This is a genomic window from Streptomonospora sediminis (assembly GCF_054778995.1).
Window position 1 is genome coordinate 37807 of record NZ_BAAGYZ010000094.1, and the last position, 21752, is coordinate 59558.

Sequence of the window (21752 nt, forward strand, 5' to 3'; positions counted from 1 at the left end):
ACCATGACCGAACGCATCTGCGCCGACGGCGATACCGGTGACCAGCCATCCGATGATCCCGGGCCACGCATCATCTACCTGGTCAAGCGGGTCGAACTCATCGCCAGAGCGCACCTGGACGACATCACCCGGGAACACGGGCTGACCACGCCGCAGTACACCGCCCTGAGCGTGCTGCGCGCCCAACCGGGCCTGTCGGCCGCCCAGCTCGCGCGGCGCTCCTTCGTCAGCCCGCAGGCCATGACCGAGATGGTCGGCGCGCTGGAGGCCAAGGGGATGGTCAGCCGCGAACCGGCCCCGGACAACCGGCGCGTCCTGCGCGCCTACCTCACCGAGGCCGGGCGCGCCGCCCTCGACTCCTGCGACCGCGGCGCCGACCTCCTCGAACAGCACATGCTCCGCGATGTCGCCCCGCACGATGCGGCGGCGCTGCGCCGCGCCCTGACCGCCTGCGCATCCGGCCTCTCCGCCGCCGCCCCAACCGCCCAGGCCGCCCAGGCCGCCCAGGCAGAGACCGCCCCCGTGTGAGCGGGCCGCCGCGGCGCGCGGTCTTGTCCCGGGCACAGGCCGGGCCGTATTTTCATGTCACCCGCTCACCGCCCGCCGGGCCGTCCGCGGGCGGCTCGCCGCAGGTCGTGAGGAGAGGCGCCACATGGAAACCGCCCTTACCCCCTTGGAGTTCGCCCGGCGCACCCGCAGACTGCACCCGCAGCGCGAAGCAGTGGTCGACCAGGGCCTCCGGCTGACCTACGAGCAGTTCTTCGACCGCTGCGACCGGTGGTCGTCGGCGCTGCAGCGGATGGGGGTGGGCAAGGGCGACCGGGTCGCCTACATCGCGCCCAACACCCGCGCCCAACTGGAGTCGTTCTACGCGGTCCCCCAGCTGGGCGCGGTGCTGGTGCCGATCAACTACCGCCTCTCCCCCGACGACTTCGTCTACATCGCCAACCACTCCGGCGCCACGGTGCTGTGCGCACACGCCGACCAGCTCGCGGCGGTCGACGGGGTGCGCGACCGGATGCCCGGCGTGCAGCGCTTCGTGGCGCTGGAAGGCGCCACCGAGGGCTGGGAGGACTACGAGTCGCTGGTCGCGGCGGCGGATCCGCAGTTCACCCGGCCCGATATCGCCGAGACCGACCTGCTGACGATCAACTACACCAGCGGCACCACCGCCCGCCCCAAAGGCGTGATGATCACCCACCGCAACGCCTACATGAACACGGTGGGCACGCTGCTGCACCTGCGCATCGGCCTGGGCGAGCGCTACCTGTGGACCCTGCCCATGTTCCACGCCAACGGCTGGACCTACACCTGGACCGTCACCGCGGCGGCCGCCACCCACGTGTGCCTGCGCGCCATCGACCTGCCCCGCGTCTTCGACCTGATCCGCGACGAGGGGGTGAGCTGGCTGTGCGCGGCACCCACGGTCCTGATCACGCTGGCCAACGCCTCGGAGGAGACCCGCGGCACCGTACCGCCCGGCGTACACGTCGTCACCGCCGGCGCCTCCCCCGCCGCCGACACCATCGAACGCCTTGAGGGCACGTTCGGCTGGACGGTCACCCACGTGTACGGGCTCACCGAGACCACCCCGTTCATCACCGTGTGCGAGCCCTGGCCCGAGCACGCCGGCCTGGCCGGGACCGAACGCGCAGAGGTCAAGGCGCGCCAGGGCGTCGAGCTGATCACCTCGGGCGAACTCAAGGTCCTCGACTCCGAGGGCGCAGAGGTCCCCTGGGACGGTGCGACGGTCGGCGAGATCGCGGTGCGCGGCAACGTGGTGATGGCCGGCTACTACAACGACCCCGAGGCCACCGCGGCGGTCATGGGCGACGGCTGGTTCCGCTCCGGCGACGCCGCGGTCACCCACCCCGACGGGTTCGTCGAGATCCAGGACCGCATCAAGGACGTCATCATCTCCGGCGGCGAGAACATCTCCTCGATCGAGGTCGAGGGCGTGCTGCTGCGCCACCCCGCCGTGCTGGAGGCCGCGATCGTGGGCGTGCCGCACGAGCGCTGGGGCGAGACCCCCAAGGCCGCGGTGGTGCTGCGCGAAGGGGCCTCGGCCACGGCCGAAGAACTCATCGCCTTCGCACGCGACAACCTCGCCCATTTCAAGGCGCCCACACAGGTGGAGTTCGTCGGGCAGCTGCCCAAGACCGCCACCGGCAAGATCCAGAAGTACGTGCTCCGCCAGGGCGCTTCGGCGGTGTCGCGCCAGTAGCGGTAGCAGCGGTAGCGCTGAAAAAGACGGCAGGATGCGCTCCGGGCGGTGGCCGGCCTGCGGCGCCCGCCGCCGCCCGGGCGCAACGGCTCAGCCGCCTGCGATGTCGACGACGATCTTGCCGGTGGTGCGGCCGGTCTCGCCGGCGCGGTGGGCGTCGGCGATCCGCTCCAGCGGGAAGACCTCGCTGACGTGCGGGCGCAGACTGCCCGCCTCGACCAGCCCGGCGATGGCCGACATGCCCGCGTGGTCGGCCTCGACGAGCATGGGCTTGGCGCGGACACCGAGCCGCTGCGCCTCGTCCAGCAGGCCTTCGGGCGGGATCGGGATGATCGTGGCGAGCGTGCCGCCGCTGCGCAGGGTGCGCAGCGACCGGAACGCGTAGTCTCCGCCGATGGTGTCGAGGACGGCGTCGGCCTCCTGGACCACCTCGGCGAACTCGGTGCTGCGGTAGTCGATGGGCTCGTCGGTGCCGAGGTCGCGGAGGAACCCGTGCTTGGGCGCGCTGGCCGTACCGAACACATGGGCGCCGCGGGCCTTGGCGATCTGCACCGCCAGGTGGCCCACCCCGCCCGCTGCCGCGTGCACGAGCACCCGGTGCCCGGCCTGCACACCCGCGGTGTCGACCAGCGCCTGCCAGGCGGTCAGCGCCGCGAGCGGGAGGGCGCCCGCCTCAATGTGCGTGAGCCCGCTCGGCTTGGGCGCGAACGCGCGGGCGGGACCGGTCGCGTACTCGGCAAAGGCGCCCGCCCCGCCCGGGTAGGGCAGCATGCCGAAGACCTCGTCGCCCGGCTCGAAGATCGCGACGCCGACACCCACCGCCTCGACGACCCCCGACACGTCCCAGCCCAGCACGTAGGGCGGGTCGCCGAGGAACCGGCGGGCGGAGCGGTGCTTCCAGTCGGTCGGATTGATGCCGGCGGCGTGCACCCGCACCAGCACCTCGGAAGGGCCGGGCTGGGGAACACCGAGTTCCACTTCGTGCAGAACCTCGGGGCCGCCGTGGACATCCTGGGATACGGCGCGCATCGTCGTGCTGAGAGTCATGCCCCAAACCTCTCCCTCCGCGCGGCCGGAGGCAAGCTGTGTGGCAAGCCGCACACCCCGCGCACCGATCCGCGCGGGCCGGCACCGCGCCGGTGGGCGGCTCAGCCCGTTGACGATCATGCAGAAGTACCCGTCTCAGCTTTGCTTTTTGGGCATTTCTACAGGGTCGGCGCGTCGCCCAAGCGGGCCCTAAGCGTTGCCGCGGCTGCCGGCCGTGGTGAACCGGCGCAGGTCCTCGGGCAGGCCTTCGCGGACCTTGTGCATCACGCCGGTGGTCGCCTCGTCCAGCACTTCGAAGACGACCCGGGCGGAGTACGCCGCCTGCGATTCGTCGGCGTGTGCGCGGGCGGCCACCCGCTGGACGAACTCGTCCTGTCCGAACCGCTGGGTGGGGTCCCACTGGTCGGTGACGCGCCGCACGTTCTCCCCGATCTCCAGCGGGAGCTGCGCGGCGAGGTCGTCGGCGAGATCGGGGTTGATCCGCTCGGCGACCGTTTCCAGAGTCGCCCGGGTGAACGCCTCGGCGGCACCGCGGCTGTCCAGATGCGCGCGGTCCTGTACCTGGCCGATGAACGCGTCGTGCTGCATGTCCCCCTCCAGTCCCTGGGTGGAAGCGGTACCGACCGGGTCCGCGAAGTCCACCGGACGGCCGGACGGTCTTCGTGGTGGGTCCGCTACCACCGGGGCCGCCGGATATGCACCCGCGGCCGCGGCAAGCCCGCCGCAGGCCGGCCGGATCCGGCTCCGGACCCGGATCCGGCTCACCGGCGCGCGGTCCCCTCCGGTCGCCCGCGTCCCGGTTTCACCACCGGTGGCCGGGATAGTCCTCCCCCAGCGACGTGCAGCCGATCGGGAGGTGTCCGATGGTCGCGCATCAGGAACTCGTGGACCGGGTCGCCGCCCGGGTGGGCGGCGCCGATCAGGCGCGGCGGGCGATCCGCGCGGTCGTGCCGTCGGTGGCGCGGCGCCTCGACGACCGGACCCGCCAAGAGCTGCACGCCGGCCTGCCGGATTCGCTGTGGGTCGAACCGCCGCAGGCCCAAGACCCCGAGATCGAACGCGTCGAGCGGGCCAGCGGGACCAGCGGCATCGCCCTGCAGGTCGGCCATGAGCTCGACTGCCCGCCGGAGGAGGGGTTGCACCTCGCGCGGGTGGTGATGGCCGAGATCGCCACGGCCGAGCCCCGGCTCGCGAGCGGTCTCGCAGCCCTGCTTCCGGAGGAGCTGGCCGGCTGGGTCGCCGACCCGGTCGGCTCGCAGGGGCGCGCCGACACCGGCATGACCGGTGAGCCCAGCCGCCTGGACGAGCAGACCCTCGCATCGGTACTGGAGCGCCTGCCCGAGTGGGAAGGCGACACCGGCGGCCTGACCCGCACCGTGCAGCTGCCGCCCGACCGGATCCCGCCGCTGCTGGCCCGCATCGACCGGATCTCCGACCGGGCAGGGCACGCGGCACACCCGCGGCGCACCGCCGACGGAATCGCGTTCACCCTGCGCACCGCTTCGGTAGGTGCGGTCACCACGGCCGATGTGGACCTGGCCGAGCAGATCGACGCGGCGGTCGCCGAGGTGGGTTCGGGCGGTTGACCTTGCAGCGGCGGCCCTTCCGCTACGCACCGTCTGCGGGCGATTGCCCGGCCGGGCCACCGGCGGGAGCCGCCGTGTCGGCGTCAACTTTTGTGGACCGTTCGGTCAAGAATGCGTATCCTGGAGGCATGGCACGTCCACGAGCGTTCGACGAGAAAAAGGTGCTCAACGCCGTCCGGGACCAATTCTGGGATGCCGGCTACGCGGCGACCTCGCTGGAAGACCTGATGCGGGTCAGCGGGCTGGGCAAAGGCAGCCTCTATGCGGCGTTCGGCGACAAGCGCCAACTCTTCCTCCGGGCGCTGCACAGCTACACCGCAGGCATCCACGACCATCTGCGCAGCGCCCTCACCGGGGCCCCGCGGGCCATCGACGGGCTGATCATGCTCCTCGAAGCGCCGATCGACGATGGGACCGGTTCCGGTGCACGGCGCGGCTGCCTGCTGGCCAACAGCACGAGCGAACTCGGCAACGCCGATCCGGAAGTCCTCGCCCACGCCCACGCCGCCTACGAGGCATCCACCGCGCTGATCGCCGGCTGCGTCCGCCGCGCCCAGGACGAAGGCGACCTGCCGGCCGATTCCGACCCGACCGCACTGGCGCGTGCCCTGCTCGCCGCACAGCAGGGGCTCCTGTTCATGAGCCGGACCGGGATGGACGCGGCCACGCTCACCGCCACGGCGCGGTCCCTCAGCGACCGGCTCCTGCCGGCCCGCCCCAGCGAGAGCGCCGGCAGCTGACTGCGCGGAGCGGTGCAGCAGTGTGCACGCCCCCGGCACCGGGCGCCGGTGCGGCGGGCGGGGGAACGGCGGGCGCGGCGGCGCCCTGCCGGCACCCGGGCGGCGCCGGCAGGGCGGGCGAGTGGGGGCGGGCCCGGTTCCCACGCGGGCCGGCCCCCGTGTCTGGCGTCCGCTCGCCTCGCCCCCGCTTTGCGGAGGCACAACCGAACCTAGGGGTGGCATACGACAATTTCCCCGGTACCGTGCCAAGTGCCGGATCAACCGCTGTACGGTGCGATCCGGCGCTCGAATACCGGCCGAGCGCCCTCCGGCACGCCTGGCACGCCTTGTGTTTGCCCAGTGTTCGCCCGCCGATCGCCTGCCGCCGGTATCTTCTGCGCGCAATACCTAGGAACTGGAGTAGTCGGTGGCTGAGCGGCTGATCTTGCACATCGGAGTGCAGAAATCCGGAACGACCTATCTGCAGCAGATGATGCAGGACCGCACACAGGAGCTTGCCGCGATCGGTGCGCTCTTCCAGGTACCGCCGCGGCGGCGCGCGGGGGCGACCCGGGTCAATTACCACGAAACCGCCACGTACGCGCTGCTGGGCAACGAGTACTCGTGGATCACCGAGGAGCGGGCGGCCAAAGAACGCTCGTGGTGGGAGTACCTGCAAAAGCACGTCCGGGCCTGGGAGGGCACGGCCATCGTCTCGGCCGAGGCGCTGTCGGTGGTGCGCACCGAAGCCGCCCGCAAGACCATCGAGGCGTTCGGAGCCGACGACACCCACGTCATCATCACCGCCCGCGGGCTGGGCAAGCTGCTGCCGTCGGTGTGGCAGCAGCACATCCGCAACGGCAAGTCCTCCAGCTTCCACTCGTACCTGCGCCAGCTCGCGCGCCAGCGCGATAAAGGCTGGGACACGCTGGAAGAGGACTACACCACCCACCTGTGGCGCGCGTTCGCGCTGGGCGGGCTCGCCCGGCGGTGGGCCTCGATCGTGGGTACGGACCGGGTGACCGTCATCAGCAACCCGGGCAAGCCCGCCGACGCGCTGTGGCACCGGTTCCTGGAGGCCATGGAGCTTGGCGACACCTCGTCGATCTCCGCGCCCGACACCTCGACCACCGTGCACGGCGGTGTCACGGCGGCCGAGGCCGACGTGCTGCGCACCGTCAACTCCAACCTGGTTGCGGCCGAGTGGCCGCGCGAGGATGCCCGGAAGCTGCGGGCGAAGATCATCGAGGGTTTCGCGCAGCGGTCCCAGCGCGGTCCCCGGCTGGGCATCCCCGCGAACTTCCGCGAGACCGTCGACGCCTGGAGCCGCGAGGACATCGAGGACCTGCAGGAGTCCGAAGTCCGCATCGTCGGCGAAATCGACGAACTGCAGTACTCGGATGCGGCCGAACCCGCCGAGGCCACCGCCACCGACGTTGCCGAGGCCTCCGGTAGCGCGGTCGCCACCGCGGCCGCCTGGTCGCCGGGCTTGAGGAACCCCCTCAACAAGTCCGAGTGATCCGGGCCACTCGGGAAAGCCGCAGCGGCGGCCGGCGCGGCCGAGCGGCGCCGGGCCGCCGTGCCCGGGGGCAGCGGGCGGGCCGCCGCCTCAGTCGCCTGCGGTGGCCTCGATGAGTACCGCTTGGGCGGGAAACAGCCGCGGCATGGGCAGGCCCGCGGCCGCGAGCGCGGTGCCGGTCAGAACCGGCGGCGGGGTGTCGGCGTGCATCCACGCCGGCGCCGCCGCCGAACCGCGGGTGGGGTCGCCCAGTTCGGTGCGGTGGCGCAGCGTGTAGCGGCGGTCGGGGTCGAGCCCCGGCAGCGGGGTGCGGCCGGGCTGCTCGGCCGGAGCGGTTTCCAACCGGGCGTAGCAGAACAGGGCGTGCTCGCCCGACTGCGACACCACGCCGTGCAGCAGCGCGCCGGGGTCGGTGTGCTCGCCCCGCACGGTGCGGCCGGTGTGCAGCAGCGGCCGGAACTCGCGCACCATCGCGGTCCAGGCGGTCAGTGCGGCAAGGTCTTGTTCGTCGCAGGCAGTGAGGTCCCATTCGATTCCGGCGTGGCCGAACAGGGCCGTACTCAGCCGGAAGGCGGTCTCGGTGCGGCGGTGGGTGGTGTGGGCGACGGGCGGGCCCACGTGCGACCCGACAAGCTCGGGCGGCAGCAGCAGCCCGGTCCAGCGCTGGATGGTCTGCCGTTCCACCGGGTCGTTGCAGTCGGAGGCCCAGACCCGCTCGGTGCGGGCCAGGATCCCGAGGTCGACACGGGCGCCGCCGCTGGAGCAGGACTCGAACTCGACGCCGGGGTGGCGTTCGCGCAGCGAGTCGAGCAGGGCGTAGAGCGCGCGGGTCTGCCGGTGGACACCGGGCACGCGGCCGCCGGCGGCGGGTGTGTCCGCGCCCGGCCCGGGGCGGTCGCCGGCCCGGTCGCCTGGCTGGTGGACGGCCTCGTAGAGGTCGCGGTTGTGGTCCCACTTCACGTACCGGATGGCATAGCGCGACAGCAGCGCGTCCAGCCGGTCGTGGATGTGCTGCCAGGTGTCGGGGCGGGCGAGGTCGAGCGCGTACTGGTGGCGCCAGGTACGGCCGGGTTCGCCCTCGGGGTGCAGCAGCCGGCCGGGGTCGGTGCGGGCGAGGTCGGAATCGGGGTTGACCATTTCGGGCTCGACCCACAGGCCGAAGTCCATGCCCAGCGACCGCACGTGCTCGATGATCGGGTCGAGGCCCTGCGGCCAGGTATCGGGGTCGACCGTCCAGTCGCCCAGCCCGGCGCGGGGGTTGCGCCGCCCCGCGAACCAGCCGTCGTCGAGGACGAAACGCTCCACCCCCACCGCCGCCGCGCGGTCCGCGAGCGCGCGCAGGCGGCCGAGGTCGTGGTCGAAGTAGACGGCCTCCCACGTGTTCAGCACGATCGGGCGGGGCCGGGCGGGATGTTCGGGGCGGGCGCGCACGCTGGCGTGCAGGTGCGCCGAAAGGCCGTCGAGTCCGGCGCCGGAGTGCGCGAAGACGGTTTCGGGCCCGCGGTAGGACTCGCCCGGTGCCAGGCGGATTTCGCCGGGGCGCAGCGCCTCGGCGCCGCCCAGCACGGCGGAATGCGCGCCTGCGCCCTCGGGAAGGCGCTCCACGAGGTACTCCTGGTCGCCGCTCCAGGCGACGTGGGCCGCCCAGACCTCGCCGGTGCCGAACCCGAACCCGCGGGTGCCGGCGGCGACCAGCAGCGGGCTGTCGTGGCCGGGGCGGCCGCGCAGGGCGCGCCGCAGCACGGTGCCGTCGGCCATGTCGCGGCGCTGCGGGCTGCGTTCGCGTACCCAGCGGCCGGTGAGGTCGACGGTTTCGGCGGCGCGTGCGGGCAGTGGCAGCAGCACGCGCAGGGCGGCGAGGTCGTAGGGGGCGGGGGCGGCGGCCGGATCGGCCGATTCGGCCGCGGCGGTTGCGCGCACGCGCAGCACCCCGCAGGCATCGAGCCGGTAGTGGAGTCCGACCGAGATGCCGATGGCAGGGTCGTGCAGGTCCAGGGTGAGGAAGTCGGCCGAGTCGTCGGAGCCGGCGCCGTGGCTGCGCAGCATCAGCCGGGGGGCGGTGGCGGTGCCGGCGCGGTGGCCGCTGAGCGCGGGGGTTCCGGCCCAGGCATCGGCCTCAGTGGGCAGCACGGTGAAACCGCGCGGGGTGTCGGGTGCGCTGTCGGGCACGGCGGGCACGGCGGTGGTGCGCAGGTGCTCGGCGAGCCCGGGAGTCAGCGGTCCGGGGTCGGTGCCCCAGTGCAGGACCTCCGGCAGCCCGCCGCCGGCCTTGGGCGCAAGGTCGACGATCAGCCCGACACCCGCCTTGCGCAGCGCGACGACGGGTTCGGCCGGGGCGGGCACCGAGGTGTTCACGGGGTCTCCACAAGGGTCGGGGCGAGCGGCCCTGCCCAGGCTAGAACAGTGTGTCCGAAGTAACGGATAGCGGCTGCGGCGCTGCGGGGAGCCGCTGCGCGGCGCTGCGGCCCGCCGCCGACCCGCAACACCGGGCAACGGCCTTCAGGCGGACTCGCGCACGATCAGCTCCCAGCGCGCGTCCATCACCTCGCCGGGCAGCGGCTCGGTGGAGTCCAGGCGGGCGAACAGGCGGGCGACCTGGGCGGAGAAGTCGAATTCGCGGGCGCCGACCGTTGTCAGGGCGGGGGTGATCACCGCCCCTTCGGGAATGTTGCCGATCCCGGTGACGGCGAGTCCCCCCGGCTGCGGCGCCACACCGATGCCGTGGTCGCGGGCCGCCCACACCGCGTCGATCGCGGCCCGGTCGGTGGCCGAGACGACCGCGGTGGGCGGGTCGGGGCGGTGCAGCAGTTCGCGCACCGCCGCATAGGCGTCGGGGCGGGAGTCGGCCACGGGCAGCACCAGGTCCGGCGCCACACCGATGCCGTGCTCTTGGAGCACCTGCCGGTAGCTGCGCAGTTTCACCGAGCGGGCGGTGCGCCAGCGGTCCTCGCCGGGGTGCCCGAGGTAGGCGATCCTGCGGTGGCCGGCGGCGACAAGGTGCTCGACGGCGGCGCGGCAGGCGCGGGCGCGGTCCTGGCGCACGACGTCGAAGCCGTCGGGGTCGAGGTCGTCGTCGAAGACCACCAGGGACAGGCCCTGGCGCGCGAGGACGGGCGGTTCCAGGGGGTCGATGGGGCAGTCGGGCAGCAGTACCGCGCCATCGACGTAGCGTTCCCGCAGCACTCGCAGCAGCGCATCGCCGGGGGCCGATCCACTCAGCGGCAGCGCCACCACGCCCAGGCCGCGTTCGGCCGCGGCGTCCTGCATCTGCTCGGCCAGCCGGTCCGACCAGGGGCTGGAGGGCGCCGGGTACATCAGCGCGACCAGGCCGCTGCGCCGCCTGCGCAGGCTCCGCCCGGCGTGGTCGACCTGGTAGCCGACCTCGGCGACGGCGCGCAGCACCCGCTGGCGGGTCTCCTCCGGCGGCGGTTTCGCGCCGCCGCGCCGCCCGCTGAGGACGTAGGAGACGGTGGCGGTCGAAACGCCTGCGCGGCGCGCGATGTCGCGCTGGGTCGGTCGGTCGGGAGGCTCCGTCACTGCCACACCTGCAGACTATTCCGCCGCCGCTGGGCGCTGCCCGGCGCCCGGCATGCGGGCTGCGCAAGCGCCGGGCGGGAGCCGGTGCGCCCCTGGACGCACCCGGCGGCGGCGATGTAACGTGCGTCATGTTAATCGAATAACAGCCATCCGAAACCCTGCCTTCCCCACCACCCGACCAGCGCACCGGGACCCCCGGAAACGCCGCCCTGCAGGCCCTACCGCACCGGCCGCCGGAGCCGGAGCGGCACGGTGGACCGCTGCCGGCGCACCGGCCCACCCGCAGGCGCGCCCCGGCGCACCTCCCCCGGACCCTTCGCGACTCCGCGCCCCGACCCGCGGCGGCCGGAGCGTTCGCGCCATCGCCGAACGAAGAAGGCTGATATGACAAGCCCGCAAGAAGCCCCACGCCAGCCCATGTCCAAGGTCGTCGCGGCCAGCCTCTCCGGTGCGCTGCTGGAGTGGTACGACTTCAACCTCTACGGGCTCTCGGCCGCACTGGTCTTCAACGAACTGTTCTTCCCCGACGCCGACCCGCTGATCGGCACCCTCGCCTCGCTGGCGACCTTCGGAGTCGGGTTCGTTTCCCGCCCCATCGGCGCGCTGCTGTTCGGACACCTCGGCGACCGGGTCGGCCGCAAGCAGATCCTCGTCGCGACCATGCTGATCATCGGCGGCGCGACGTTCCTCATCGGGCTGCTGCCCGACTTCAACACCATCGGGGTGTGGGCGCCCACGCTGCTGGTGCTGCTGCGGCTGGTACAGGGCCTCGGGCTGGGCGGCGAGTTCGGCGGGGCGTCGCTGCTTACCGTGGAGCACGCACCCCGCAACCGGCGCGGTTTCTGGGGCAGCCTGCCGCAGACCGGCGGCCCCATCGGCTACCTGATCGCGGTGTCGGTGGTCAGCCTGTTCGCGATGCTGCCCCAAGACGACTTCCTCGCCTGGGGATGGCGCATCCCGTTCCTGCTCAGCGCGGTCCTGCTGGTGGTGGGGCTGTTCGTGCGGCTCAAGATCGAGGAGACCCCGGCGTTCGACCGGGTGAAGCAGGCCAAGTCCCAGGTCCGCATCCCGCTGCTGACCGCACTGAAACGCCACCCGCGCAGCATCATCGTCGGGTTCGGTGCCCGCATCGGCGAAGCCGGCACCTCGCAGATCTACCAGCCCTTCGCCATCAGCTTCCTGACCACGAGCCTCGGGTACTCCCAGGGCGTCGCACTGACCGGCATCATCATCTACAACATCATCGGACTGGCGCTCATGCCCGTGGCCGGGGCCATCTCCGACCGGATCGGCCGCCGGCCGCTGTACATGGCCGGCGGTGTACTGGTGGCGCTGACCGCCTTCCCCTACTTCTGGCTGCTGGAGATGGGCAGCACCTGGTGGGCCTGGACGGCGATGGGCATCGCCGCCATCGGGGGCGCCGTGTGCATGTCCAGCCTGCAGGCAACGCTGTTCACCGAGATGTTCAGCGTGAAGGTGCGCTACTCCGGCATGTCCTTCGCCTACCAGTCCTCGGCGATGGTCGCCGGGTTCGTCCCCGCCGTCGCCACCTCCCTGCTGATCGCGGGCGGCGAGTCGACCTGGCCGGTGGCGCTGCTGGTGGTCGGGCTGGGCGCGGTCTCGGTGGTCTCGACCCTGTTCATGCACGAGACCCGGCACGTCGACACCGCCGAACGCGAATCCGAGGCCGAGGCGGGTGCCGGGGCCGGGGCGCATACCGGTCTGGAAGCGAACGCCGAGGTGGACACCGAGGGGTTCCCCGACATCAAGGACCTGGGCGAGAACTGAGGTTGCGGGCCCGTCCGGTCCCGGTGCGCCGGGACCGGACGGGCCCGCAACCGCCAGTGGGGTCGCGGCGGCCCGGGAGGCGCGCCGCGCAACGGCCGCAACGGCACGGACCACGAGGAACCGAAACCGAGGAACCCGCATTGAGCAGCAGCACATCCGGCGGCGCCCGCAACAACGTCGTCGTGTTCTTCACCGACCAGCAGCGGTGGGACACCACCGGCGCGCACGGCAACCCCCTCGGGCTGACCCCGAACTTCGACCGGATGGCCCGGCAGGGGGTGCACGTGCGCAACTCCTTCACCTGCCAGCCGGTGTGCGCACCCTCGCGGGCCTCGCTGCAGACCGGGCGCTACCCCGCCCAGATCGGCTGTTTCCGCAACAACATCCCGCTGCCCGCCAAAACCCCCACACTCGCCGACCACTTCAACGCGGCCGGCTACGACACCGGCTACATCGGCAAGTGGCATTTGGGCGACACCGGCACCGCCGGACCGGTGCGCCCCGAACAGCGGGGCGGCTACACCGACTGGCTGGCCGCCAACCTGCTGGAGTTCACCTCCGACGCCTACCAAACCACCCTCTACGACGGCGACGACCGCGCCCACGAGCTGCCCGGGTACCGCGCCGACGCCCTGGCCGACGCGGCCGCCGACTACATCTCCCGCGAGCGCGACGCGCCGTTCTTCCTGTTCCTGTCGTTCCTGGAACCCCACCACCAGAACCAGCGCGACGACTACCCCGCCCCCGAGGGCTACGGCGAGCGCTACGCGGGCACGTGGTCGCCCGGCGACCTGACCGCGCTGGGCGGCAACTCCGCCGAGCACCTCGGGGGCTACCTCGGCATGGTCAAGCGGTTGGACGAGTGCCTGGGCCGGGTGCTGGCGGCACTGGAGGAACAGGGGCTGGCCGAGAACACGGTCGTGCTGTTCACGTCGGACCACGGCTGCCACTTCAAGACCCGCAACGACGAGTACAAGCGCAGCTGCCACGACGCCTCGATCCGGGTGCCCACCGCGCTGTACGGCCCCGGCCTCGACACCGGCCGCCCGCTGGAGCGCCTGGTCAGCCACATCGACCTGCCGCCGACCCTGCTGGCCGCCGCAGGACTGCCGGTGCCCGACGGGATGGACGGCCGCTCGCTGCTGCCGCTGGTGCAGGGCGGCGCCGACGACCGCCCGGACGACGTCCTGGTCCAGATCAGCGAGGCGGAGCTGGGCCGGGCGCTGCGGACACCGCGCTGGAAGTACGGGGTTTCGGCGCCCGGCGCCGATGCCTGGGACACGCCCGCGGCCGACCGCTACGTCGACGCCTACCTCTACGACCTGGAGAACGATCCGCACGAGCTGGACAACCTGGTGGCGGACCCGGCGGCGGCCGCAACAGCGGACCGGCTGCGCGCGCGGCTGCTCCAGCGCCTGGCCGAGACCGGTGAGTACCCGGTCATCGAACCGGCGGCCCGCTGACGGGCGGGCGCGCCAGGGAGCGGCAGAGCGGCGCTCGCGGCCGGCGGGTGTTGCGCGTCTCACCCGACCCCATGCCGGTGCCCGCGCACGCCCCGGCGGATCCGGGGTAGGGGCGCTGCAGCCGCCCCCGCGGCACTCGGCCGGCCGGGGGCGGCGGCGCACAGTGCCGCATACGGGCGGTAACGTGCGCCATGGCGACCGCGCAACGGGCGCGCAGCCGCGCGTTCCCGCACCCGGGAACCGTGCGGAGCCGCAGTGGGGAGGCGGCGGCTGCCGCGCCGGCCGCAGCGGCGCCTCCACCGCAACACCGCGAGGAGAATACGTATGGAACTCGACATGGTGGTCGAGATCCCCCAGGGGTCGCAGAACAAATACGAGATGGACCACCGGCTCGGCCGCATCCGGCTGGACCGGACCCTGTTCACCTCGACGCAGTACCCCGCGGACTACGGTTTCATCCCCGATACGCTGGCCGAGGACGGCGAGCCGCTCGACGCCATGGTTCCGCTGGAGAAACGCTCCTTCCCCGGCTGCGTTGTGCGGGTGCGCCCCGTTGCGGTGTTCTGGATGCAGGACGAGCGCGGCCCCGACGCCAAGATCCTCTGCATGCCGGCGGGCGACCCGCGCCTGGACCACATCCGCGACCTGCGCAACCTGCCCGAGTTCCAGCTCCAGGAGATCACGCACTTCTTCGACATCTACAAGCGGCTGGAGCCGGGCAAGAGCTCGGAGGTGCGCGGGTGGCAGGACCGCGCCTCGGCCGAGCAGACCGTGCGGGAGTCCCAGCAGCGCGCCGCCCGCGAATCGGCGCCGTCCGCGGCGGCGCCCGACGAGGCCGCCGCCCAGCAGACCCCGCCCCTGTAGCGGGGCCTTCCGGACGCGCCGCCATCGCAGCGGGGCGCCCGGCACGGTCCGACCCCGCAGGCGAAGGTCCGCCACCGGTACCGGCAAGCCTTCCGGGATCGGCCATGACCGGTACTGCGGCTGCCTGTCAGTCCTTTGAAGTATCTTCCCCGGCACCACGCACCGATTGGGAGGAACGAGAGAATTGACTGACCTGCCCGCTTTCCCGTTGCCCTTTCTCGCATCCCGCAATACAGAGATCGCGGAGCCCCGGACGCTGCGGGAACTGCAGATGATGGAGCTTAGCGCCGAAATCCGGGCGAAGCCGGAGTGGTACGCCAAGATGCACGACGCCGGGATCGTCGCGCGGTGGACTCAGGAGGCCGCCGACCAGGGCCTGACCGAAGCGCAGATCCGCTATGTGCTCGCCGAACTCGCGTATTACGCCGAGCTGCGGGACGACCGGACCGGAATCGAGGTCTCCGCCGTCGACGGGGTGTGGCAGTCGGACACCCTGATCGACGACGGACTCAGGTCCCGGCTGCGCGATGCGGTCCGGGTGCTGGAAGAGGTCGGCGAAGCCGAACAGGATTGGCATCCGGGATCGGACGGCCAAGTACTGGACCTGGTCCATCCCTCGCTGTTCTGCCTCGTCCGCGGGGTGAGCGGCGCACCCGAGGAGGCATGGCAGAGCCCGGCGGCGAAGTGGGGGCCGCGCTACGAGTTCTCGCAGGAGTTCCAGTGGCTGCCCACGGACGTCGAGGTCGGCGGCGACGGTGATGCCGTCTTCCGTTCGTATGTCAACAACGTCCACCCGGTGGCCCATCGCGAACTCGCCACCGTCCTTCCGGTCCTGTTCGCCCGCGTGCGCCCGCTGCTGGAGAACGTGCTCACCGACCTGTGCCATCCGCGCCCGCTGCGGATCGTCGCCGATCCCCACGCGTGGTACGACGAAGCAGCGGACGAGCCGGACGAAGACTCCGACGAGGAAGACGCGCACGAATGGGACTCGCCCCGGCTGACCGTTCCGGACGCGCCGGCCTTCGTCCCGCCCGCATCGCCCGACCCCTCCGCCCGGGTCGACCTGCGCGGCCGCCGTCTCCAGGTCATCGTCAAGCTCGCCAACATTCATCTCACCCCGGACAAGCCCGAATATCACGGCGGTTCCTGGCATGTCGAGGGAATGCTGAACGAGCGGATCGTCTCGACCGCGATCTACTACTGGGACAGCGAGAACATCACCGAAAGCCGGCTGGGTTTCCGGGCGGCGATCGACGACCCGGAGTACCAGCAGGACGACTCCCTCGGCATGAGCGAGGTCTACGGGCTGGACAACGAAGAGCCGCTGAACCAGGTGCTGGGATCGGCCTCGACACCAGCGGGCCGCTGCCTGGCGTTTCCGAACATCCTGCAGCACCGCGTCGACCCGTTCCGCCTCGCGGACCCCACCCGGCCGGGATACCGCAAGATCCTGGTGTTCTTCTTGGTCGACCCGTCGGTGCCGCTCGTCTCGACATCCGATGTGCCGCCGCAGCAGCCGTGGGCCGAGACGTCGACCATGACGCTGGAGCAGGCCAAGGGCTACCGGGAACAGCTCATGCGGGAACGCAAGTTCTTCGTCGACGAAAACAACGAGGAGCTCTACGAGCGGGAGTTCTCCCTGTGCGAGCACTGAACCGCCGCGGCCGCCCGTCCCTGCGGACGTGAGCCCGGCCCGATGCGTTCATCGGGCATGCGGCGGCTGATGGCCGGCCGCGGCGAGGCGGAGCAGGCGGACCAACCGGTCGGTCCAACGAGCCGTGTGCGACCGTGGGGACCGTCACAGTCCGCCCCTGCCCGGCATCCGAGACCGCGTCTGCGGGCGGACGCCGGCCCGGCCCCCGGCCGCCGCGCGGCGGCGACGATCACCAGGAGCACGAGGAGTCCCCTTGCCCAATGACACACCGTTCCCCGACATCGCCCGCACCGCGTGGTCGGCGCTGGAGCCGGTCCACATCCTGGTGTACTTCGTGCCTGAGGGGCCGGCCCGCTACGCCGGCATCGGGCTGGAGCACCGGGCCATGACCTACTTCGCGTCGCGCTCGGCGGCAATGGGGCCGGTCGGCGCGGGCGCGGTGACCGCGGCGTTCTACAACTTCAACCCCAGTGTTGTGCGCTCGGTCATTCCGCAGGTGTGGTCGCTGGCCGCGCCCGAGACCGTGCTGCACGCCCGCTACGGCATCGTCAATGAGGCGCTGCACCGCATCCTGGGCGCGGAGGCGCTCGCCTCGGCGGAGATGGCCGAGGCCGCCGAGCTCGCCCGGTCGGCGGCGCTGGCGGCGGCCGAGTTGGGGCACGGGCGCCCGCTGTTCGCCGGCCACGCCGAACTCGCGTGGCCCGAGGAGCCGCACCTGGTCCTGTGGCATGCGGCCACCCTGCTGCGCGAATTCCGCGGCGACGGCCACACCGCCGCGCTCGTCGCCGCCGGAGTGACCCCCCTGGACGCGCTGGTGACCCACGCGGCCACCGGGGCCTACGGCGTCCGGTTCCTGCTGAAGAGCCGCGGCTGGAGCCGGGAGGACTGGGACGCGGGTGTACGCGGCGCGGCGGAACGCGGCCTGGTCACCGCAGACGAGGACGGCGCGCTCTCACTCACCGACGCCGGGCGCACGCTGCGCAGCGACGTGGAGACCCGCACCGACGCGCTGTCGGCGGAACCCTTTGCCGCGATCGGCAGGAAGGGCGGCGAGCGGCTGGCCGAGCTGGTGGCGCCCTTCGCCGACACGGTCCGCGCCGAGGGCATCCTGCCCGCACCGTGGGTGCCCCGCGGCTGACCGGCACCGCGCGGGCCCGGCCCGCCCGCCGGGCCCGCCGGGGTTCAGCGGGCGGGCCGGGCGTCGGCGCACTAACCTTTCAGGGTGCGCATCAGCTTTGCGAGTGAGCAGGGGCAGGGCCGGGTCAACGAGGACCGGGTGAGCGCCGGCGCCGACTGGGCACTGGTGGTCGACGGTGCCACCGCCGTTGCGGGCGCCGACACCGGGTGCCGCCACGGGGTCGCCTGGTACGCCGACCGGCTCTGCGCCGCGCTCGCCGCCCGGCTCTGCGCCGAACATCCCCCGTCGCTGGCCGACTGCCTGGCGGCGGCGATCGCGGATGTGGGCCGGGCCCACGGCGGAACGTGCGACCTGGACAACCCCGACAGCCCTTCGGCCACCGTCGCCATCGCGCGCCCCGAGCAGGCAGGGGGCGGATCCGGCCCTGAGCCGCCGGGCGCCGCGCGGCGCCTGGAGTACCTGGTGCTGGCCGACTGCACCGTGCTGCTGGCCGAGGACGGCGGGGAGGTCCGCGCCGTGACCGACGACCGGGTGGACCACCTGCCCGGCGGCCGCCCCTACAGCCCCGAGCTCGTACGCGCCCACCGCAACGCCGAGGGCGGGTTCTGGGTGGCCGGTGCCGTTCCCGAGGCGGCGCACCACGCCGTCACCGGGACCTCGCGCAGTGCCGGGGCCAGGTTCGCCCTGATGACCGACGGCTGCGCTCGGCTCGCCGATTACTACGGCCACCCCTGGCAGCAGGTCTGGCGGTGGCTGGAGGAGGAGGGCCCGGGACCGCTCATCGCGCGAGTGCGCGCGCACGAGCAGAGCCGCGGCGTGGCGCGCGGGAAGCTGCACGACGACGCGACCGTTGCGGCGGGCGGATTCGCCCCACCGTGATCATCGCCGGCCTCCTGGGCGGCCGCGCGGGCCCGGTCAAGGCTGGGCGTGCGGTTCCACCTGCCGGTCGCCGCCGCAGGTTCGGCCCTGTTGGCCGGCACCCCCGGCCCGGTCCGGTTGGTCCCAGCGGTCGACGACGGCGACCGGCCCGCCAGTGCCCGACCTGCGTTTCTCCATACCGGCGCTGTCGCACACCAGGGTTATGAAGCTGCGCAGCTCGTCGCAGCCTTCGAAGTCGAGGGCGACGACCTGGAACCGGTCGGCGCGCCCGTTGCGGGTCTCGATCCGCAGCTCGGGCAGTCCGTTGCTGCTGGATCCGAACTCCAGCGACTGCGCGCTGCCGACGTGCATCCGCAGCTGCACGCTGGTTATGTCGCCGAGGTCGTAGTAGCGGGTTTCAGCGCACTGCCCGCGGCGCCGGCGCCGGTAGTGCAGTCCGGTTTCGTCCAGTACGAACGACGCGCGCCCGCGGGAGGCGCGCACGCGCCAGGCCAGCAGGATCATCACCGCCAGGATCGCCACGGCCGCCGCCGCGCTGGCCAGCAGTTCCATGTCGTCGATGCCGCACAGCACCGATACGGCCAAGACCGCCGCCCCGCCGGCCGCCACCTTGGCGAGCTGCTGCCAGAACAGGCGCGTGTCGTCGGTGTAGACCCGTGTAGGCGCTGCTGCCACGAAACGGCTCCCTCACCGTGTGCTTCGACCACGCGGACGGTACCAAATACGCCGAAAAGGAATTTACCCGACTTGTCGCTGTTGCGGGAGTGCCGTTCCACCCCCTTTGGCCGGATGTTTCCGGAATGTGTTTCCCGACCCGGCGCTCCACTCCGCACCGCGGACCGACACGCCGGACCCGCACTCCTGCACCGGCACGGCCGGTCCGATACGGCTACGCTCGTCACATACCATCTGGTCGGTCTGTCGCAGTCCGCGGCACGGCCCCGTCCCGAGCCCACGTTGGGAGACAGCACCCCTATGCGAGCCATCCAGATCACCGAGTTCGGCGGTCCCGAGGTCCTGCAGCCCGCCGAGGTTCCCGATCCGGTGCCCGGCCCCCAAGACCTCCTCATCGAGGTCGAGCGCGCCGGTGTCAACTACGCCGACACCCACCGCGTCGAGGACACCTACCTCTCCGGCAGCGCCCTGCCGCTGATCCCCGGCAGCGAGGTGGCGGGGCGCACCCCGGACGGGCGCCGGGTGGTGGCGATGGTCGACAGCGGCGGCTACGCCGAACGCGCCCTCGCCCCGCAAGCGATGGCCTTCGACATCCCCGACGGCGTCGAGGCGGCGACCGCGCTCTCACTCGTCGTGCAGGGGGCCACGGCATGGGTGCTGCTGCGGCACAACGTGCACCTGAGCGAGGGCGAATCGGTGGTCGTGCACGCCGGCGCCGGAGGGGTCGGGTCCCTTGCGGTCCAGCTCGCCAAGGCGTTCGGCGCCGGACGGGTCATCGCCACCGCCAGCAGCCCCGAGAAGCGCGAGACGGCCTTGGAGTTGGGCGCCGACACGGTCGTGGACTCCCGCACCCAGGACATGACCACCGCCCTCATCGAGGCGAACGAGGGCCGCCGGGTGGACACGGTGCTGGACATGACCGGCGGGCGGGTCACCGACGAGAGCCTGCGGGCGCTGGCCCCCTTCGGCCGGCTCGCCTTCTACGGCATGGCGTCGCGCGAGGCGCCCAAGCCGGTGGAGTTCGCCAACCTGATGCGGCACTCGGCGACGGTCAGCGGCATGTGGTTGCCGCACGCCTTCCAGCTGCCCGGCAACGTGGTCGGCCGGGCGATGACCGAACTGTTCGAGCTGGTGCTCGCGGGACGGCTGCGCCCCCTGATCGGCGGCGAGTACCCGCTGGGCGAGGCGCACCGGGCCCACGAAGACCTGCGCTCGCGCGCAACCCGGGGCAAACTCGCCCTGGACCCCACGCGCTAAGCCTTGTCCAGGAAGTGTGGTAGCGGCACCGGGGGCGGCGGTCGGCCGGGGTGAGCGCGCGCGTGTCCCTTATGTCGGGTTACCGGGTGACTGTGCGCCCGTTATGTCGGGTTCCTGTTGATGATCATGCAGAAATGCCGGTCCCAGCGTTGAATTCTGGGCATTTCCGCAGGGTCGGCCGCCCGCCCCGGCCCCCTGCGGGCGGGACCGGTGTCCGCCCGCCCCGCCGCCCGCGGCCGTTGCCGCTGCTTTTTCGCCCAGGCCGCCTGTTGCCGGCCGCGGGCAAGGCCGCCCAGCGGACCCGTGTCCGGCGCGCCGCCGCGCGGCCGGGAGGCGCCGTACGGGGCCTACACCAGCCGCGCGGTCTCGGCCGCGCGGCGCTGGACCAGCTCGGCCAGCTCGCTGACCGCCGCCAGCTCGGCCTCGGCGCCCATCTCGGGCGCGCCGGCGTAGGTCACCTGTACGAAGAGGTTGCGGTCGCGGTACTGGGCGACCGCCCAGTGCTCCGCGGTGGAGGGCCACGGCACGGTGTATGCGGGCTCGGCGCCGGTGTAGGAGACCAGGAACCCCTCGTCGCCGGTGTCCAGCGTGCGGACCTCGACGTCGGCGGTCGCGGTCCTGTAGTAAACCGACTTCTGCCTGGCCGCCGAACCCGCCGCGAGCCCGCCGGCCAGGGCCCGCTGGTGGCGGTCGAGCGCCCGCTGCAAGGGGGCGTAGTCGGACTCGCGGGTTGCCGGAGAGTGGCGGCGCATGCTGATCGCCACCGGGCCGGCCGACCGTTCCCGGTCCGATCCGGTCCAGCACTCCACCTGCTCGACGCTGCGCTTGTCGTAGGTCTCGCCGTCGCCGCCCGGGCCCAGCTCCTCGCCCGCGGCGGCCGCGCCGTCGAGTCCGGGCAGCCCGGCCAGGGAATGGCGGGGCAGCAGCCGCTCGCACGGTGCCAGGTCGGCGTAGGGCCGCGCGTTCTCCACGGCGACCCACCCCAGCCCGGCGGCGACACCCAACGCCGCCGCACCGGCGGCGACGGCGGCGGCAACCCGCCACCTGCGGCGCCGCGCCCGGTCCCCCGGCGCCGGTGCGCCATCCGGTGCCGGACCGCCCTGCCCGCCCGGCCCATCCGGTGGCAGCGGCCCCCCGGGCGGCCCGGGAAAAGCGGAGCCGTCGGCCGGCGCGGACCCGTGCGGGGTGTGTGCGGTCATACGGGGCTCCTCGTAGCGCGGGGTGTGCAGGGCGGCACCTCGGAACGGGGCCTTTCCTCGGCGAGGCGGTACCCCGAAGAGGAAGGCTCCATGAGACCGGGCCTCGTTCGTCCCTTATTTACGGTTCCCGCCCAAAACAAGCAATGCCGGGAAGTTAGTGCCGGGCGTGAGATGTCAACCCCGGCGGCAAACAGGACACGGCC

General features: G+C 72.7%; 18 protein-coding genes. 12 read left to right on the forward strand and 6 right to left on the reverse strand.

Going from position 1 to position 21752, the window contains the following annotated elements; translation table 11 throughout:
- Positions 1-3: 3 nt before the first annotated feature.
- Both ACYVD5_RS18070 and ACYVD5_RS18075 read left to right on the forward strand, forming a co-directional pair.
- A complete protein-coding gene (locus ACYVD5_RS18070) occupies positions 4-528 on the forward strand; it encodes a MarR family winged helix-turn-helix transcriptional regulator (protein WP_461002241.1) in 525 nt (174 codons plus the stop codon).
- 124 nt (positions 529-652) lie between these two features.
- On the forward strand, positions 653-2224 hold the full coding sequence (locus ACYVD5_RS18075) for a long-chain-fatty-acid--CoA ligase (protein ID WP_461002242.1): 1572 nt from the start codon (positions 653-655) through the stop codon (positions 2222-2224).
- Positions 2225-2314: 90 nt separating this feature from the next.
- On the opposite strand, the gene ACYVD5_RS18080 is transcribed toward ACYVD5_RS18075, so the two are convergent.
- Together ACYVD5_RS18080 and ACYVD5_RS18085 are read right to left on the reverse strand one after the other, a co-directional pair.
- Positions 2315-3271, reverse strand: coding sequence for an NADP-dependent oxidoreductase (locus tag ACYVD5_RS18080; protein ID WP_461002243.1), 957 nt, complete (start codon positions 3269-3271; stop codon positions 2315-2317).
- 189 nt (positions 3272-3460) lie between these two features.
- Positions 3461-3913, reverse strand: a complete 453-nt coding sequence (locus tag ACYVD5_RS18085; protein ID WP_461002244.1) for a DUF2267 domain-containing protein — start codon at positions 3911-3913, stop codon at positions 3461-3463.
- A 221-nt stretch (positions 3914-4134) separates the two neighbouring features.
- On the opposite strand from ACYVD5_RS18085, the gene ACYVD5_RS18090 reads away from it, so the two are divergent.
- The 3 genes from ACYVD5_RS18090 to ACYVD5_RS18100 all read left to right on the forward strand — a co-directional run bounded on the left by ACYVD5_RS18090 (position 4135) and on the right by ACYVD5_RS18100 (position 7095).
- Positions 4135-4857, forward strand: coding sequence for a 4a-hydroxytetrahydrobiopterin dehydratase (locus tag ACYVD5_RS18090; protein WP_461002245.1), 723 nt, complete (start codon positions 4135-4137; stop codon positions 4855-4857).
- A 128-nt stretch (positions 4858-4985) separates the two neighbouring features.
- Positions 4986-5597 (forward strand): TetR/AcrR family transcriptional regulator, encoded by a 612-nt coding sequence (locus ACYVD5_RS18095; protein WP_461002246.1) that lies wholly within the window; start codon positions 4986-4988, stop codon positions 5595-5597.
- 406 nt (positions 5598-6003) lie between these two features.
- On the forward strand, positions 6004-7095 hold the full coding sequence (locus tag ACYVD5_RS18100; protein WP_461002247.1) for a hypothetical protein: 1092 nt from the start codon (positions 6004-6006) through the stop codon (positions 7093-7095).
- A gap of 90 nt (positions 7096-7185) precedes the next feature.
- Here ACYVD5_RS18100 and ACYVD5_RS18105 read toward each other — a convergent pair whose 3' ends face one another.
- Both ACYVD5_RS18105 and ACYVD5_RS18110 read right to left on the reverse strand, forming a co-directional pair.
- A complete protein-coding gene (locus ACYVD5_RS18105) occupies positions 7186-9450 on the reverse strand; it encodes an alpha-galactosidase (RefSeq protein ID WP_461002248.1) in 2265 nt (754 codons plus the stop codon).
- A gap of 144 nt (positions 9451-9594) precedes the next feature.
- The gene (locus tag ACYVD5_RS18110; protein ID WP_461002249.1) at positions 9595-10632 is read right to left on the reverse strand and encodes a LacI family DNA-binding transcriptional regulator; all 1038 of its coding nucleotides are present in this window, start codon (positions 10630-10632) and stop codon (positions 9595-9597) included.
- A 384-nt stretch (positions 10633-11016) separates the two neighbouring features.
- Here ACYVD5_RS18110 and ACYVD5_RS18115 point away from each other — a divergent pair, with 384 nt between their 5' ends.
- The 6 genes from ACYVD5_RS18115 to ACYVD5_RS18140 all read left to right on the forward strand — a co-directional run bounded on the left by ACYVD5_RS18115 (position 11017) and on the right by ACYVD5_RS18140 (position 18418).
- A complete protein-coding gene (locus ACYVD5_RS18115; RefSeq protein ID WP_461002250.1) occupies positions 11017-12420 on the forward strand; it encodes an MFS transporter in 1404 nt (467 codons plus the stop codon).
- A gap of 140 nt (positions 12421-12560) precedes the next feature.
- The gene (locus tag ACYVD5_RS18120; RefSeq protein WP_461002251.1) at positions 12561-13883 is read left to right on the forward strand and encodes a sulfatase-like hydrolase/transferase; all 1323 of its coding nucleotides are present in this window, start codon (positions 12561-12563) and stop codon (positions 13881-13883) included.
- 324 nt (positions 13884-14207) lie between these two features.
- Complete coding sequence (locus tag ACYVD5_RS18125) at positions 14208-14747, forward strand: inorganic diphosphatase (RefSeq protein ID WP_461002252.1); 540 nt, start codon at positions 14208-14210, stop codon at positions 14745-14747.
- A gap of 184 nt (positions 14748-14931) precedes the next feature.
- Positions 14932-16401 carry a DUF4246 domain-containing protein gene (locus tag ACYVD5_RS18130; RefSeq protein ID WP_461002253.1) on the forward strand — a complete coding sequence of 490 codons (1470 nt, stop codon included), beginning with the start codon at positions 14932-14934 and terminating at the stop codon, positions 16399-16401.
- A gap of 253 nt (positions 16402-16654) precedes the next feature.
- Positions 16655-17539, forward strand: a complete 885-nt coding sequence (locus ACYVD5_RS18135) for an SCO6745 family protein (RefSeq protein WP_461002254.1) — start codon at positions 16655-16657, stop codon at positions 17537-17539.
- A gap of 84 nt (positions 17540-17623) precedes the next feature.
- Positions 17624-18418: a protein phosphatase 2C domain-containing protein gene (locus ACYVD5_RS18140; RefSeq protein ID WP_461002255.1), complete on the forward strand. Its 795-nt coding sequence runs from the start codon at positions 17624-17626 to the stop codon at positions 18416-18418.
- 36 nt (positions 18419-18454) lie between these two features.
- Here ACYVD5_RS18140 and ACYVD5_RS18145 read toward each other — a convergent pair whose 3' ends face one another.
- Positions 18455-19093 carry a hypothetical protein gene (locus tag ACYVD5_RS18145; RefSeq protein WP_461002256.1) on the reverse strand — a complete coding sequence of 213 codons (639 nt, stop codon included), beginning with the start codon at positions 19091-19093 and terminating at the stop codon, positions 18455-18457.
- A gap of 300 nt (positions 19094-19393) precedes the next feature.
- Here ACYVD5_RS18145 and ACYVD5_RS18150 point away from each other — a divergent pair, with 300 nt between their 5' ends.
- Positions 19394-20350 carry a quinone oxidoreductase family protein gene (locus ACYVD5_RS18150; protein ID WP_461002257.1) on the forward strand — a complete coding sequence of 319 codons (957 nt, stop codon included), beginning with the start codon at positions 19394-19396 and terminating at the stop codon, positions 20348-20350.
- A 347-nt stretch (positions 20351-20697) separates the two neighbouring features.
- Here ACYVD5_RS18150 and ACYVD5_RS18155 read toward each other — a convergent pair whose 3' ends face one another.
- A complete protein-coding gene (locus tag ACYVD5_RS18155; protein WP_461002258.1) occupies positions 20698-21549 on the reverse strand; it encodes a hypothetical protein in 852 nt (283 codons plus the stop codon).
- Positions 21550-21752 lie beyond the last annotated feature (203 nt).